At 60.8% G+C, this 13,518-nt stretch carries 14 protein-coding genes; 1 reads left to right on the forward strand and 13 read right to left on the reverse strand.

Annotated elements, in window-relative coordinates; genetic code table 11:
* Positions 1-30 precede the first annotated feature (30 nt).
* The 8 genes from Q2T52_RS11780 to leuC all read right to left on the reverse strand — a co-directional run bounded on the left by Q2T52_RS11780 (position 31) and on the right by leuC (position 7,606).
* Positions 31-729, reverse strand: coding sequence for an ABC transporter ATP-binding protein (locus Q2T52_RS11780; protein WP_302076932.1), 699 nt, complete (start codon positions 727-729; stop codon positions 31-33).
* Entirely contained in the window at positions 722-1,468 is a 747-nt protein-coding gene (locus Q2T52_RS11785; RefSeq protein WP_302077270.1) for an ABC transporter ATP-binding protein, read from the reverse strand. Before Q2T52_RS11785 ends, Q2T52_RS11780 begins: the two co-directional genes overlap by 8 nt.
* On the reverse strand, positions 1,468-2,436 hold the full coding sequence (locus Q2T52_RS11790; RefSeq protein ID WP_302076933.1) for a branched-chain amino acid ABC transporter permease: 969 nt from the start codon (positions 2,434-2,436) through the stop codon (positions 1,468-1,470). The genes Q2T52_RS11785 and Q2T52_RS11790 overlap by 1 nt, the downstream gene beginning before the upstream one ends.
* On the reverse strand, positions 2,433-3,305 hold the full coding sequence (locus Q2T52_RS11795) for a branched-chain amino acid ABC transporter permease (protein ID WP_302076934.1): 873 nt from the start codon (positions 3,303-3,305) through the stop codon (positions 2,433-2,435). Before Q2T52_RS11795 ends, Q2T52_RS11790 begins: the two co-directional genes overlap by 4 nt.
* A 72-nt stretch (positions 3,306-3,377) precedes the next feature.
* Positions 3,378-4,601 carry an ABC transporter substrate-binding protein gene (locus tag Q2T52_RS11800; RefSeq protein ID WP_302076935.1) on the reverse strand — a complete coding sequence of 408 codons (1,224 nt, stop codon included), beginning with the start codon at positions 4,599-4,601 and terminating at the stop codon, positions 3,378-3,380.
* A complete protein-coding gene (locus tag Q2T52_RS11805) occupies positions 4,570-5,454 on the reverse strand; it encodes a GntR family transcriptional regulator (protein WP_302076936.1) in 885 nt (294 codons plus the stop codon). Before Q2T52_RS11805 ends, Q2T52_RS11800 begins: the two co-directional genes overlap by 32 nt.
* A gap of 85 nt (positions 5,455-5,539) precedes the next feature.
* Entirely contained in the window at positions 5,540-6,160 is a 621-nt protein-coding gene (leuD, locus tag Q2T52_RS11810; protein WP_302076938.1) for a 3-isopropylmalate dehydratase small subunit, read from the reverse strand.
* Positions 6,161-7,606 carry a 3-isopropylmalate dehydratase large subunit gene (gene leuC / locus Q2T52_RS11815; RefSeq protein ID WP_302076939.1) on the reverse strand — a complete coding sequence of 482 codons (1,446 nt, stop codon included), beginning with the start codon at positions 7,604-7,606 and terminating at the stop codon, positions 6,161-6,163.
* A 134-nt stretch (positions 7,607-7,740) separates the two neighbouring features.
* Between leuC and Q2T52_RS11820 the strand changes: the two genes are divergently transcribed.
* Positions 7,741-9,147, forward strand: a complete 1,407-nt coding sequence (locus Q2T52_RS11820) for an FAD-dependent oxidoreductase (RefSeq protein ID WP_436799524.1) — start codon at positions 7,741-7,743, stop codon at positions 9,145-9,147.
* A 20-nt stretch (positions 9,148-9,167) separates the two neighbouring features.
* On the opposite strand, the gene Q2T52_RS11825 is transcribed toward Q2T52_RS11820, so the two are convergent.
* From Q2T52_RS11825 to Q2T52_RS11845, 5 genes are all read right to left on the reverse strand, one after another.
* On the reverse strand, positions 9,168-9,512 hold the full coding sequence (locus Q2T52_RS11825) for a hypothetical protein (protein ID WP_302076941.1): 345 nt from the start codon (positions 9,510-9,512) through the stop codon (positions 9,168-9,170).
* A 104-nt stretch (positions 9,513-9,616) separates the two neighbouring features.
* A complete protein-coding gene (locus Q2T52_RS11830; protein WP_302076942.1) occupies positions 9,617-10,801 on the reverse strand; it encodes a M20 aminoacylase family protein in 1,185 nt (394 codons plus the stop codon).
* Positions 10,802-10,877: 76 nt separating this feature from the next.
* Positions 10,878-11,657 carry an amino acid ABC transporter ATP-binding protein gene (locus Q2T52_RS11835; RefSeq protein WP_302076943.1) on the reverse strand — a complete coding sequence of 260 codons (780 nt, stop codon included), beginning with the start codon at positions 11,655-11,657 and terminating at the stop codon, positions 10,878-10,880.
* A complete protein-coding gene (locus Q2T52_RS11840) occupies positions 11,654-12,580 on the reverse strand; it encodes an amino acid ABC transporter permease (protein ID WP_302076944.1) in 927 nt (308 codons plus the stop codon). The genes Q2T52_RS11835 and Q2T52_RS11840 overlap by 4 nt, the downstream gene beginning before the upstream one ends.
* A complete protein-coding gene (locus tag Q2T52_RS11845; RefSeq protein WP_302076945.1) occupies positions 12,577-13,467 on the reverse strand; it encodes an ABC transporter substrate-binding protein in 891 nt (296 codons plus the stop codon). The genes Q2T52_RS11840 and Q2T52_RS11845 overlap by 4 nt, the downstream gene beginning before the upstream one ends.
* Positions 13,468-13,518: the final 51 nt, after the last annotated feature.

Raw genomic sequence — 13,518 nt, forward strand, 5'->3', positions numbered from 1 at the left:
AAGGGGCTTGAGGGGTGTCATCCGTCTTCCTCAAAGCCCGAGGTAAGCGCGCTTGAGATCCGGATCGGCTGCGATATCCGCTGCGGAACCGGACATGGTGACGAGCCCGTTTTCGATGATGTAGGCCCGGTGGGCGATCTCCAGCGACTGGACCACGTTCTGCTCGACCAGCATGATCGGCAGTCCATCGGCGTTCAGTCGCTTGATCAGTTCGAACATTTCCTCGACCAGCAGCGGCGAGAGGCCGAGTGAGGGTTCGTCGAGGATCAGGAGCTTCGGTTCAGCCATCATGCCGCGACCGATCGCCAGCATTTGCTGTTCGCCGCCGGAGAGCGTGCCGGCCATCTGCGTCATGCGCTGCCGCAGCTTGGGAAAGGTCTCGTAAACCCGCTCCATGTTGCGGGCACGGCTGGCGCGTCCGCGCCGGTAGCTTCCCAGCTCCAGATTTTCCTGGATACTCATGTTGGGGAAGATCTTGCGACCCTCCGGCACATGGATAAGCCCCGCTTCAACGGCTGCGATCGGCGAGCCGCCGAGCGGCTTTCCGTCAAAGGTGATGGAGCCGGAGGTCAGCGCAAGAAGGCCTGATAGCGCCTTGTTGAGCGTCGTCTTGCCGACGCCGTTGGCGCCGAGGACGGCGACGATCTCGCCCTGGCCCACCGAAAGGTCGATGCCGCGCAGCACTTCCACGCCGCCATAGCCGGTGCGGATACTCTTGACGTCAAGCATGGGCGCCTCCGAGATTGGCGATGCGGGCGGCGGCGCCCTTGCCGAGATAGGCCTCGATGACACCAGCATCATTGCAAACGGCTGCAGGCGATCCCTCTGCAATCATCTGGCCCTGCGCCAGCACATAGACCTCCTCACAAAGGTTCATTACCGCCTGCATGACATGTTCGATCATGAAGATGGTGACGCCGTCGTCGCGGATGGCGCGGATGACCGGGATGATGTCGCGTATTTCCGATGGGTTGAGACCGGCCAGCACTTCGTCGAGCAGCAGAAGCTTGGGTTCGGTCGCCAACGCGCGGGCCAGTTCCAGCCGCTTGCGGCCTGCCACTGTCAGGTTCGAGGCCGGCTGTTCCAGTTCCCCGCCAAGTCCGACCCGTTCGGCGACCGCCCGGGCTTTGGCAATGGCGTCGTCTGTGTGGGGGTGGCGCAGATAGCTGCCAACTGTGATATTCTCCAGCACGTTCAATCCTTGGAAGGGCTGGACGATCTGGAAGGTGCGGGCAATGCCGAGCTGCGCACGTTGATGCGGCTTGAGGCGCGTGATGTCGTTTCCCTGCCAGAGCACCTGTCCACCGGTCGGCTGCAGGAAGCCTGCAATCACGGCAAACATCGTGGTCTTGCCGGCGCCATTGGGGCCAATCAGACCCGTGATCGACCCTTTCCGAACGGCAAGGGAGGCTTGGTCCACGGCGGTCAGGCCGCCGAAACGCATGGTGATGGTTTCCGTCCTGAGCATCATGCGGCGATCCTCCGTGCAAGACCCGGAGCAAAACGGCGCAGCAGGCCAAGTACGCCTCCAGAGGCGAAGGCGACGACGCCGATCAGCACGACGGCAAACACCATCAGGTCGATGCCGGGCGTTCGTCCGGCGAAACTCTTGGTCAGTTCACCCAGCCCGTGCAATGTGACGGTGCCGATCAGGGGTCCGAGCACCAGTCCGCGCCCGCCTACCAGTGGTGCCAGAAGAGCTTCGATCGAGATCCACACGCCGAAGCCGATATTGGCATCGATGTAGAGAAAGTTCTGCACGTAGAGAACGCCGGCAGCCGCCGTCATGGCGCCGGAGAGGCTGATTGCCTTCAACTTGACGGCCAGCACATCGACGCCCAACGCCCGTGCGGCATCCTCGTTTTCACGCACCGCCACCAGCTGGGCGCCAAACCGCGAACCGGCAATGGCACGGCTGATGACGAGCCCGACAAACACGAAAGCGAGTGCCAGCCATAGGAAGGAGGCCCGACTTTCGAACTGCATGTTGGCAAGACCCGGTTTCAGCTTGAGCAGCAGGCCGGCCGCTCCCCCGGTCCATTCGGAGGCATTGGCGAGAATGCGCATGAGTTCCGCGAAAGCGAGCGTGATCAGGGCGAAATAGGAACCGCGCAGGCCGGCCCGGAAGCTCAGGAAGCCGAGAATGAAGCCGGCGCCAGCCCCTGCCACCAGCGCCAGGATGAACGCAACCCAGGCATTGATGCCGAAATGGAACTGCAGCATCGCCGCTGTGTAGCAGCCGATGCCGAAGAAGAATGCATGGCCGAAGGAGGTCTGACCGGCAACGCCGCCCAGAATGTTCCAGCCTTGCGCAGCCAAGGTGATGATCAGCGCCATCGCCATGAAGTTGGCGAGGGCGTTGGAGGAAAAGACCAGCGGCACCAGCGCGAGCGCTGCGGTGACCAGTATGATGGGAATATAATTGTTTAGCTTCATGCCTTTGCTCCGAACAGGCCGGTCGGCTTCAGGAGCAGAACCAGGATGAAGATGATGAAGATGCCGATCTGGCCAAGGCTTTCGCCGAGGAGCAGGCCGCTCAGGCTTTCCACCAGGCCGATCAGCAGGCCGCCGATCATGGCGCCTGGAATTGAGCCCATGCCGCCGAGGACGACGATGGTGAAAGCGATGTTGACGAAGGCGCCGCCGATCCGCGGGTTGACATAAAAGGTCGGCATCAAAAGGCCTGCCGCGACGGCCAGCGCCGCACAGCCCAGACCGAACGTCAGTGCGTAGACATGGCCGACATCAATGCCCATCAGGCTCGCGCCCAGTTTCTCGCGCGCAACGGCGCGGATCGCCTTGCCGGCATCCGTGCGGCTCATGATGAACCAGAGCAGGGCGGTGACGATGAGCGATCCCGCAAAGCCGACGAGACGCGGAGAGGAAATCAGGAAGGGACCGGCTTCGACGATCGAAAACGCGAAGTCGGAGTTGATCGAGCGCGTATCAGAGCCGAAACCTGCCAGCAGCGCATTTTCGATGAAGATTGAAATGCCAAGCGTGATCAACAGGATGTTGCCGTCTTCGCCTTTGGCGGCCGGGCCTATGATCAGCCGCTGAACGCCATAGCCGAGGCAGAAGAAGACCGTTGCCAGCACGAGAATGGAAAGATAGGGGTCGATGCCGAAGAGCGTCTTCAGGCCCCAGACGGCGAACATGGCGCTGGCCAAAATCGCCCCATGGGCAAAGTTGATGATGTGGAGCACGCCGTAGACGAGCGTCAGCCCGAGCGCGATCAGCGCGTAGATCGCGCCGGTCAGCAATCCGTTGATAACAGCCTCGATGAGGATGGTGGGGGAATACATTTTCCAGTCCGAGCGGTTGCGTTGCAGGTGGGCAGATCCCGCGTAAACGGGATCCGCCGCGGATCGGCAACCTCAGCGATTGGCTGGGAATATCGGCTTCGCGTCGGAAAAGTCCGTGGGATAGACGACCTTGATCTGACCCTTCTGGACCTGCGTCGAAACAGGCGCCGCACCCATGTTCTGCCCGTTGACGAACTTGGTCTCGCCATAGGGCATCAGGTGATCCTTGAAGGTCGAGGTGTTGAGCGCCTCAATGACCTTGCCGCGGTCTGCCGCACCCGCCCGTTCCAGCGCATCCGCCAGGAGCGCGACGGAGGAATAGTTGAGCGGAATGTTGTAGTTGTACGGTTTGCCGACCGCTTCCACGCGCGCCTGGACGGCCTTGGAGCGCTCGTTGCGCGGATCGTACCAGTGATTGCAATCCATCACGCCTTCTGCGGCTTCCGGGAATTCCGCCACGAAGCGGCGGTTGGATGCCGCGCCGTTCAGGACCGAGTAAACGGCCTTCGGGCGTACGCGCTGCTGCTGCATGGTGCGGGCGAGCAGGACCGTTTCGCCGTAATAGGTGCTCGGGATGATGAGATCGGGATTGAGGCTGCGCAGTCGCAGCGTGACGTTGGAGAGATCGCGCGAGGGCGTCGGTACGGCAATCTGTTCCAGGATCTCGAAGCCGTATTTCGGTAGTTCGGTTGCCATCAGCTTGGCAAGGCCGGTTCCGAAAAGGCCGTCTTCATGTACCAGTGCTACGGTCTTTGCCGGCTTGCCGGCAGCTTCGTTGATGCGCACGAGGTTCTGGATTGCTGCCGCGGTGCAGATGGAAAAGCCCGGTGCAAAGCGGAATGTGTTCTTCAATCCGCGTCCGGTGATCTGGTCGGAGACGCCAACATCGACCAGGTACGGCAGGTCGTAACGGGAGGCTGCCTGCGAGGCGGCAAGGCAGATGGGGCTTGCAAAGCCGCCGACGATCGCAACGACACCCTCCTCCTGCATGCGCTCGACTTCCTGCGTGCCCGCTTCCGGCGTGGAGCGGGCGTCGCCGAAGACCATCTGCAGCTTCGCACCGCCGAGCGACTTGATGCCGCCGGCCTTGTTGATGTCTTCGATTGCAAGTTCTGCACCGAGGCGGCCATATTCGCCATCCTGGGCCAGCGCCCCGGTCACCGGCTGAAGAATTCCGACCTTGATCGGAGCAGGTTCTGCGGCCCGGAGCACGGCGGGGGCAGAGAGTGTTGCAAGGGCTGCAGCGCCGCCTTTGAGGACGGTTCTACGGTTCAGATGGGTCTCGACCAGTTTCATTTTTTGTTCTCCTCTTGAGGGGTGGCCGCTTCTGGCGGGCATTCTTCTTTTCGTTATTTTCGTTGGCCTCGGTCAGGCCGCGGCTGTCGGCCGCCGTCCAGCGGCGCGCTCCGTGGTCGCCTGTACGGGCAAGTTCCATGTGGAAGGAATAGCGGTCGGGGCGATAGAGCGCCTGCAGATGCTCGATCCCGCGCCCTGACGCCTCATAGACCACGCGCGTCATGGAAAGGAGCGCAGCCCCGATCTCGACATCAAGAGCTGCAGCGACATCGGGACTTGCCAGTGTCGCACCAATGATCTGCTGGGCCTTGTCGGCGACGAGGCCGGAGCGCTCCAGAAGCTCGAGCAGCGGCGTGGAAGCCAGATCGGCTTCCGAGTAGGAAATGCCGATGCGCTCCGGAACATGGGTCACGAGGTACGAAAAGGGCTGGCCATCGATCAGACGCACGCGGATCGAGCGTTGCAGCCTTTCGCCTGGTTCCAGTTTCAATTCCTCGGCAAGCGTCGGGGTCGCGTTGACATAGGAAAAGGCGATCAGGCGCACACCCGTCTTGCGGCCCATCTCGACCAGATGAGTCAGCGCGTTGGCGAGATCCGCCACAACCGGCATGCGAGTCTGCCCACCGCTGACAAAGGTGCCGGAGCCCGGCCTGCGTTCGATCATGCCGTCGCTTGCCAGCTTGTCGAGCGCACGGCGCACGGTCACCCGCGAGACCCGATGTTCCTGCGCCAGCTGCGGCTCGCTCGGCAGCTTCGCCGAATCCGGAACCTCACCGCTCAGGATCTGTTCCCGGAGCAGGAGGTAGAGCCGGTGGGCCTTCATAGGCTCTGCAGTCGCGGCGGTTCGAGTCATCGTTTGTCTTTCCTGAAAGACATTTATCTGTCCTATAAAAGATACAGATTTTGGTCTTGTCAAACGATTTTCGAGATTCCCGATTTCATGACGCGCGCACGCTCGGTACAAGCCAGGGACGGGCGCTGGAATCTTTTGCCTGAAAGGCTTCGATCGTGGCCGCGTGGCTCAGCGTCAGGTCGATATCGTCCCAGCCGTTCAGCAGTTTCGTGCGCCAGACGGGATCGACACGGAAGGGGATGACGAGGTTTGCCGCCCGGATCTCGCAGGCCTCGAGATCGACACGAGCGGTGCCGTCGCCGTCTTCAAGTCCGGCAAGCAGCGCCTCGCAATCTTCCTCGGATACGGTTGCCGGCAGAAGCCCGTTGTTGACGGCATTGCTGGCGAAGATATCGCCGAAGGATGGCGCGATGACGCAGGCAAAGCCGTAATCCACGAGCGCATAGACCGCCGCCTCTCGCGAGGAGCCGCTGCCGAAATTGCGCCGCGTCACCAAAACGCGGGCGCCCGCCCACCGCGACGCATTGAGCGGGAAATCCGGCTTCGGTTGGCCACTCTCGTCGAAGCGCAGGTCGTGGAGCAGGTAGTCCCCATAACCATCGGCACGCGAGCGCTTCATGAAGCGCGCCGGAATGAGCTGATCCGTGTCGATGCCGGAAAGCGGCAGTGGACAGGCGATCGCATCGAGAATTCTGAAGGCTTCCATTTATCGATCTCCCGTCAGGCCGATTTCGCGACCGGCAAGCAGCGGGCGCATATCGGTCAAATGTCCCGTGACAGCAGCCGCCGCGGCCATGGCTGGCGACATGAGATGCGTGCGACTTCCCGGCCCCTGGCGTCCACGGAAATTGCGATTGGTGGTCGAGGCGCAGCGTTCGGCAGGCGGCACCAGATCACCATTCATGCCGACGCACATCGAACAGCCTGCGTCGACCCATTCGAGCCCTGCCTCCATGAAGATGCGATGCAAGCCTTCTTCCTCCGCCTGTCGCTTGACGAGCGCAGAACCCGGCGACACCAGGCCCGGCACCCGAGCCTTGCGACCAGCCAGGACTGCCGCCGCGGCGCGCAGATCCTCGATGCGGCTGTTGGTGCAGGAGCCGATGAACACGCGATCGACGGCGATTTCGGTGAGCGGCTGGCCGGCGCGGATCCCCATATAGTCCAGCGCTTCCCGAACATGGGCCGCCCGTGCCGGATCGCTCATCCGATCTGGGTCGGGTGCATTCGCGGTAATGGGCGCGGCATCCTCCGGGCTGATCCCCCAGGTGACGATCGGCGCAATCTCGGCTGCATCCAGCACGACCTCACGGTCGAAGACCGCATCTGGATCGCCAGCCAGTGCCATCCAGTTGTCGACACTGCGCTGAAATTCGTCGCCGACCGGCGCGTACGGCCGATCCTTGATGTAGGCGAAAGTGGTTTCATCCGGCGCAATCATGCCGCAACGCCCACCGGCTTCGATGGAGAGGTTGCACAGGGTAAGCCGGCCTTCCATTGAGAGGGCGCGAACTGCGCTTCCGGCATATTCGATCGCATGGCCCGCTGCACCGTCTGCGCCGATGGCTGCAATGATCGACAGGGCCATGTCCTTGGCGAATACGCCGAGCGCAAGCTGTCCCTCAACGCGAATGCGCATGCGCTTCGGCTTCTTCTGCCAGAGCGTTTGGGTCATCAGCACATGCGCGACTTCAGAAGCACCGATGCCGAAGGCGATCGCACCGAAAGCACCGTGCGTTGCGGTGTGGCTGTCGCCACAGACGATGGTGAGGCCGGGCAGCGTCAATCCCTGCTCGGGACCCACCACATGCACGATGCCCTGTGCGGGATCATTGAGGTCGAAAAGGCGAAGGCCATGCGCAGCTGTGTTGTCGCGCAACTGGCGGATCATCTTTGCGATTGCCGGGTCGATCGCGCCGAGATCCCGCGTCCTTGTGGGCACGTAATGATCTTCGATGCCGAAGGTGAGATCTGGCCGCGCAATGCGCGCACCGCGGGCCTTCAACTTGTCGAAGGCGTGGAATGAACCTTCATGCAGCAAATGCCTGTCGATGAAGAGGAGACATTGCCCGTCTTCCCGGGCGGTGACGACGTGCTGATCAAAGACCTTGTCGAACAGGGTGCGCGGACCCGACGCAGCTGAATGAACCATTCCTGTCTTCCTTAATGGGTGACCGGATTTAGGCATGGGCCAGACCAAAAATCAAATGTTGTTTTAAAAATAATACAGCTTATTGTTCTCGAAAAATGGCAGATAACTGTCTGGTGCGGGGAATGGAGTCAGTCGTGTCTCAATGTGTTCGACTTGCGGGAAAAACCTTCGACTATCGTGTGCCACTCATCGTGATCGGTGCCGGTGCGGCGGGTCTTGTGGCCGCCTTATCCGCCCACGAGGCAGGTGAGGAGGTTCTTGTCCTGGAGCGCGATCCGCTGCCGCGCGGATCGACCGCGCTGTCGGCCGGGCTCATTCCAGCCGCTGCGACGCGCTGGCAGGCCGCGGCGGGTATTTCCGACACACCGGAATTGTTCAGCGGAGATATTCTTCGAAAGGCACATGGAGAGCCAGATCCCGCGATCGTGGATCATGTCACCCGCCTTGCCGGGCCGACGCTCGAATGGCTTTCAGACCGTCACGGGCTGAATTTTTCGGTGATCGAGGATTTCAGCTATCCCGGCCACTCCGCACGTCGCATGCATGGCCTTGCCTCCCGCTCCGGTGAAGAACTGATCGATGCGCTGCGTGCGGCAACCGAAGCCTGCGACATTCCGGTGATCTGCGACGCCCATGTCACGACGCTCTTCGCCGATGATGAAGACAGGGTTCTTGGCTTGGCGTTTGCGCGACCCGACGGAAGCGTCGAGGAGATCGGTTGTGATCGATTGATCCTTGCCTGCAATGGCTATGGCGGCAACCGAACACTTGTCGCCGCCCATATCCCATCGCTGTCAGAGGCGACCTATTTCGGTCATGCGGGCAATCAGGGCGATGCGCTGCTGTGGGGCGAGGCGCTTGGAGCGGCAACCCGACATTTGAATGGCCATCAAGGGCATGGTTCGGTTGCGCATCCCGCCGGTATCCTGATTTCCTGGGCCACGATCACCGAAGGCGGCTTCCAGGTGAATCTTCTGGGCGAGCGATTTTCCAACGAGGGAAAGGGTTATTCGGAACAGGCGGCGGAGGTGCTGCGGCAGCCGGAGGGTATCGCCTGGTCGGTGTTTGATGCGCGCATTGCCGACATCACCCGACAGTTCGAGGACTTTCGCCGTGCCGAGGCGATGGGTGCAATCGTGACTGCGCAAAGCCTGGAAGATCTGGCCGTCCGCATGAACGTCCCCCCGGACGCATTCCGCCGCACATTCGAGCAAGTGGAGGCATCCAAGCGGAATGAAATGATGGATCCGTTCGGTCGTGATTTCGATGGATCGCAACAATTGACCGAACCCTTATGCGCCGTGCGCGTAACGGGAGCGCTGTTTCACACACAGGGTGGACTGGTGATCGACACGAAGGCCCGTGTTCTGCGTGCCGACGGCACGGCACTGCCGAACCTTTATGCAGCAGGCGGAGCAGCCTGTGGTGTTTCCGGCAATGATGCGTCCGGCTACCTTTCCGGCAATGGCCTGCTGACGGCAGTGACGCTGGGAAGAACGGCAGGGCTAAGCTTGTCGCGCTCTATTGGCGAAGGCAAATAATGCACAGCAATTGCGGATGATCATCGCAGCCACACGCCCAGCAAGAGTGCCAACCCGACAACGAAGACCGCCAGCACTGGAACGAGGGCCGGGAGGCTTGGCTTACGGTTCCTGGTCCCTTTGAAGGACGAGCCCATCGCGACATCGAAATTCCTCGACTGCTGTTGCAAGCCGTCCTTTCTTTGAGTTTCGATCGCTGTCTCAACCTGTTCGGATGACATCGGCACACCACCTGCCTCGGCGTCGGTTTCGAGCGGAGCCAAAGCAGGATCAAAGCCGGGGCGCTTATCTCCTGTCAGGCCTCGCTGGATGTCACCTCTGATTTGCGCAGCGTTCGGCGTGGCGTTGTCTCTATTGCCTGACATGATGTGAAACTCCTTTCGACACCAACTTGTGGTGCCGAAGCAAGTTCCCACCTTTTGCTGGGTGCAGGTTCGTGCGTCAGGAAATCGCGTAAGTCATAGCGGCATCAATCCGCTTGAAGAAACTTCTCCGCCAGCCGCGCCCACATGGCGGCACCGACCGTCAGACTGCCGTCCGCGAAATCGTACTTCGGGCTGTGCAGGATCGCGGAGTTCATGCCGTTGCCAAGGCGCAGGAAGCTGCCGGGCTTATGCTCCAGGAAGTAGGCAAAATCCTCGCTGCCGGGGATCAGCGGGCAGGTTGCGACCTTGTCCGCGCCGATCAGTTCTTCTGCGACGATGCGGGCAAAGGCGGTTTCCGCTTCCGAATTCACGACAACCGGATAGCCGTGGTCATAGTCGATGTCGATGGAGGCATCATAGCCTTCGGCGACGGACTGGGCGAGTTTCGTGATGCGCGTTTTCAGCAAGTCGCGGATATTGGGTTCGAAGCAACGCACGCTGAGCGCCAGCTTTGCGTATTCCGGGATGACGTTGACAGCCTCACCGGCATGAATCGTGCCGACTGTCACCACCGCAGTCTGGGTCGGATCGATGTTACGGGAAACGACTGTCTGCAGTGCCACGACCAGATTGCAGGCAACGACGATCGGATCGATCGTCAGATGCGGGCGGGATGCATGGCCGCCTTTCCCCTTGATGGTGATGTTGACCACATCCGACGACGCCATGATCGGACCGGATCGTAACAGGATCGTTCCCTCCGGTGCGCCCGGGTGATTGTGCAGGCCAAAGATCGCATCGACAGGAAAGCGTTCGAACAGGCCGTCCTCGATCATCAATTGAGCACCGCTGGGGCGTCCGTTCTCTTCCGCTGGCTGAAAGATCAACGTGACGGTGCCATCGAAACGGCGGGTGCGGGCCAGATATTCGGCAGTACCCAGTAGCACCGTGGTGTGGCCGTCGTGACCACAGGCATGCATCTTGCCCGGTGTCTTGCTGGCATAGGGCAGGCCGGTCTCTTCTAGGATCGGCAGGGCATCCATGTCGGCGCGAATGCCGATGCTCTTCTTGCCCGTGCCATTGGTAAGTGTCGCAACGACGCCATGTCCGCCCACATTGCGGGTCACCGTATAGCCCCAGGCTTCCAGCTTGTCGGCCACGAAACGGGCGGTTTGCGCCTCTTCCTTCGAAAGCTCGGGATGGGCGTGCAGATATTGACGCGTCGCCTTTAGTTCCGCCTCCATAGCTTCGAAGTCGGAAACGCGGGCGAATTGATTGTCGTGGAGCATGGCTGTCTTCCGGCTGAGAGAAAAGAACGCCGGCGGTGAGGCCGGCGTCAAGGTGGGGAGGAAACCAGATGTCCGCTTACAGGAAGCGTGACAGGAAGGCCTGTGTACGGGGATGTTGCGGGTTGCCGATGACGTCTTCCGGCTTGCCCATCTCGATGATGTGACCGCCATCCATGAAGACGACGCGATCGGCTGCCTCTCGGGCAAAACCAATCTCGTGGGTGACGACGATCATGGTGAGGCCTTGCTTTGCGAGATCTCGCATGGTTGCGAGCACTTCGCCGACGAGCTCCGGATCGAGCGCGGATGTCGGCTCGTCGAACAGCATCAGCTTCGGCTTGATAGCAAGGGCGCGGGCAATCGCAACGCGCTGCTGTTGTCCGCCGGAAAGCTGCCGCGGATAGTTCTCGGCCTTTTCCGAAAGGCCAACTCGTTCCAGAAGGCGCATGGCATTGGCGATGGCGTCCTTACGGCTTTCGCCGTGAATGCCGATCGGGGCCTCGATGATGTTCTGCAGCACCGTCATATGCGGGTAGAGATTGAACTGCTGAAACACCATGCCGATCTTGCGGCGCTGTCTGGCGATGCCGTTCGGCGAGAGTTTTTCGAGCCGTCCCTTGCGCAGCGCATAGCCGATCTGCTCGCCGTCTACCTGGATGTAGCCCCTCTGGATGGCTTCCAGATGATTGATGCAGCGAAGAAAGGTGGATTTGCCGGAGCCTGATGGCCCAAGGATCACCACCACCTCGCCGGGCATGACATCCAGATCAATGCCCTTCAACACTTCCAGCTGATCGAAGGATTTGTGGACATTGCGCGCTTCCACGAGCGGCTTTTGGGATTGGGAAGCGGTCAATGGCTTGCCTCCTCGGTCACGGCAGCGGGTTTGACTGCGCCGGCATTGCGGCGGTCGCTGCGGCCGTAATAGGCTTCGATATAGCTCTGGCCGATGTTGAGGACAGTTGTGATCAGCAGATACCAGATGACCGCGACAAGCAGCATCGGGATGATTTCGAAGGTGCGGTTATAGATCGACTGCACCGAGTAGAGCAGGTCGGCCATGGCAATGACGCTGACGAGCGAGGTTGCCTTGATCATGCTGATCAACTGGTTGCCGGTTGGCGGCACAATCGAGCGCATGGCCTGCGGGATGATGATGCGCCACAGCGCGCGAGCCCGCGTCATGCCGAAGGCCTGAGCGGTTTCAGACTGGCCGCGATCGACCGAGAGAAGCCCGCCGCGAATGATTTCCGCCATGTAAGCCGCTTCGTTGAGTGCCAGCCCCACGATTGCCGCCGTCATCGGGGTGATGACCGAGTTGGTGTCCCAACTCATGAGTGTGGGGCCAAAGGGAATGGAGAGCGACAGCCGTGGAAACAGCGTCGACATGTTGTACCAGAAGATCAGTTGCACCAGCAGCGGCGTGCCCCGAAAGAACCAGATGAACAACGAAGCGAAAGAGCTGGCAAGCCGGTCACTGGACATGCGGGCAATCGCAATCAGGAGCCCAAATACAACGCCCAGGATCATGCCGATGACGGTGAGGCCCAGGCTGACATAGAGACCGCTGATCACGACGGGATCGAAGAAGTACTTGGCGACAACAGGCCAGCCGAAGTTTTCGTTATTGGCAACGATCCAGGCAAAGTTCGCGACCACGAGAATGACGACCACCCAGAGCATCAGCCGTCCCGTCTGAAACGGAGTGTGGGCAGTGGCCACATCGCGGAATTCCGCACCGCCCGAAGGCGGTGCATTCGAGGCGGTGCGATCACTCATTTCGGCAGCTGGCCCCCGAGGTTGATGCCGGGCTGCTTGATCATGTTGTTCTCAAGTCCCCACTTCTTCATGATGGCCGCATAGGTGCCGTTGTCCATCAGCACCTTGATCGTGTCGTTCAGAAGCGGGCCAAGCTCTGAACCCTTCTGCACTACGGCACCCTGGAAGAGATCTTCAAAGCCGTTCTTCTGGCCGACGCCCGTGAGTTCAAGCTGGCCGTTGGCTTGGGCGACGAAATAGGTCAGTGGGGCCTGGGAGGAGAAGAACGCATCAGCGCGTTTGGAACGGACAGCGAGGATTGAGCTTGGCTGATCCGTGTAGGACTGGATTTCGATGGGTTTCTTGCCGTCGGTCTTGCACTTTTCCGCCTGCACCTGAATGACGCGTTCCGCCGAACCGCCAGACATCACGGCGATGCGGTTGCCACAGGCGGTATCGAGAGAGGTAATGCCCTGCGGGTTACCCTTCTGGACCGCAAATACGACGAATTCCTGAACCCAGTCCACGAAATCGTTAGCCTCTTCACGGCTCTTGAAATCGCCGACCGGTCCGATGGCGAACTGGTACCGGCCGGCATTGATGCCGGTCAGTTCCGCCGGCAGGCCGCCGACCGTCGCGTGTTCGATCTTAATGCCGAGAAGCTGGGCGATGGCCTGAGACAGGTCCTCGCTGGCGCCTTCCATCTTCGTGCCCGTCACGATTTCGTAAGGCGGGAACGAGCCGTTGTTGACGGAGATCATCTTGCCTTCGGTACGGATCTTTTCCGGCAGACGGGCGCGAAGCTGCTCGTTCACGGTCTGCTTCGGAATGGCTGCATCTTGGGCAAGAGCGTGGCCGCCGACCAACAAGCTCATCAATGCGGCGGAGGCAATCAGTTTGGCATTCATGTGCTGTTCCCTTTTTCTATGCCTGAATTGTCGTGTCCCGGTTCTGGGGCG

Source organism: Rhizobium oryzicola, assembly GCF_030504645.1.
Taxonomy (GTDB): Bacteria; Pseudomonadota; Alphaproteobacteria; order Rhizobiales; family Rhizobiaceae; genus Neorhizobium; species Neorhizobium oryzicola.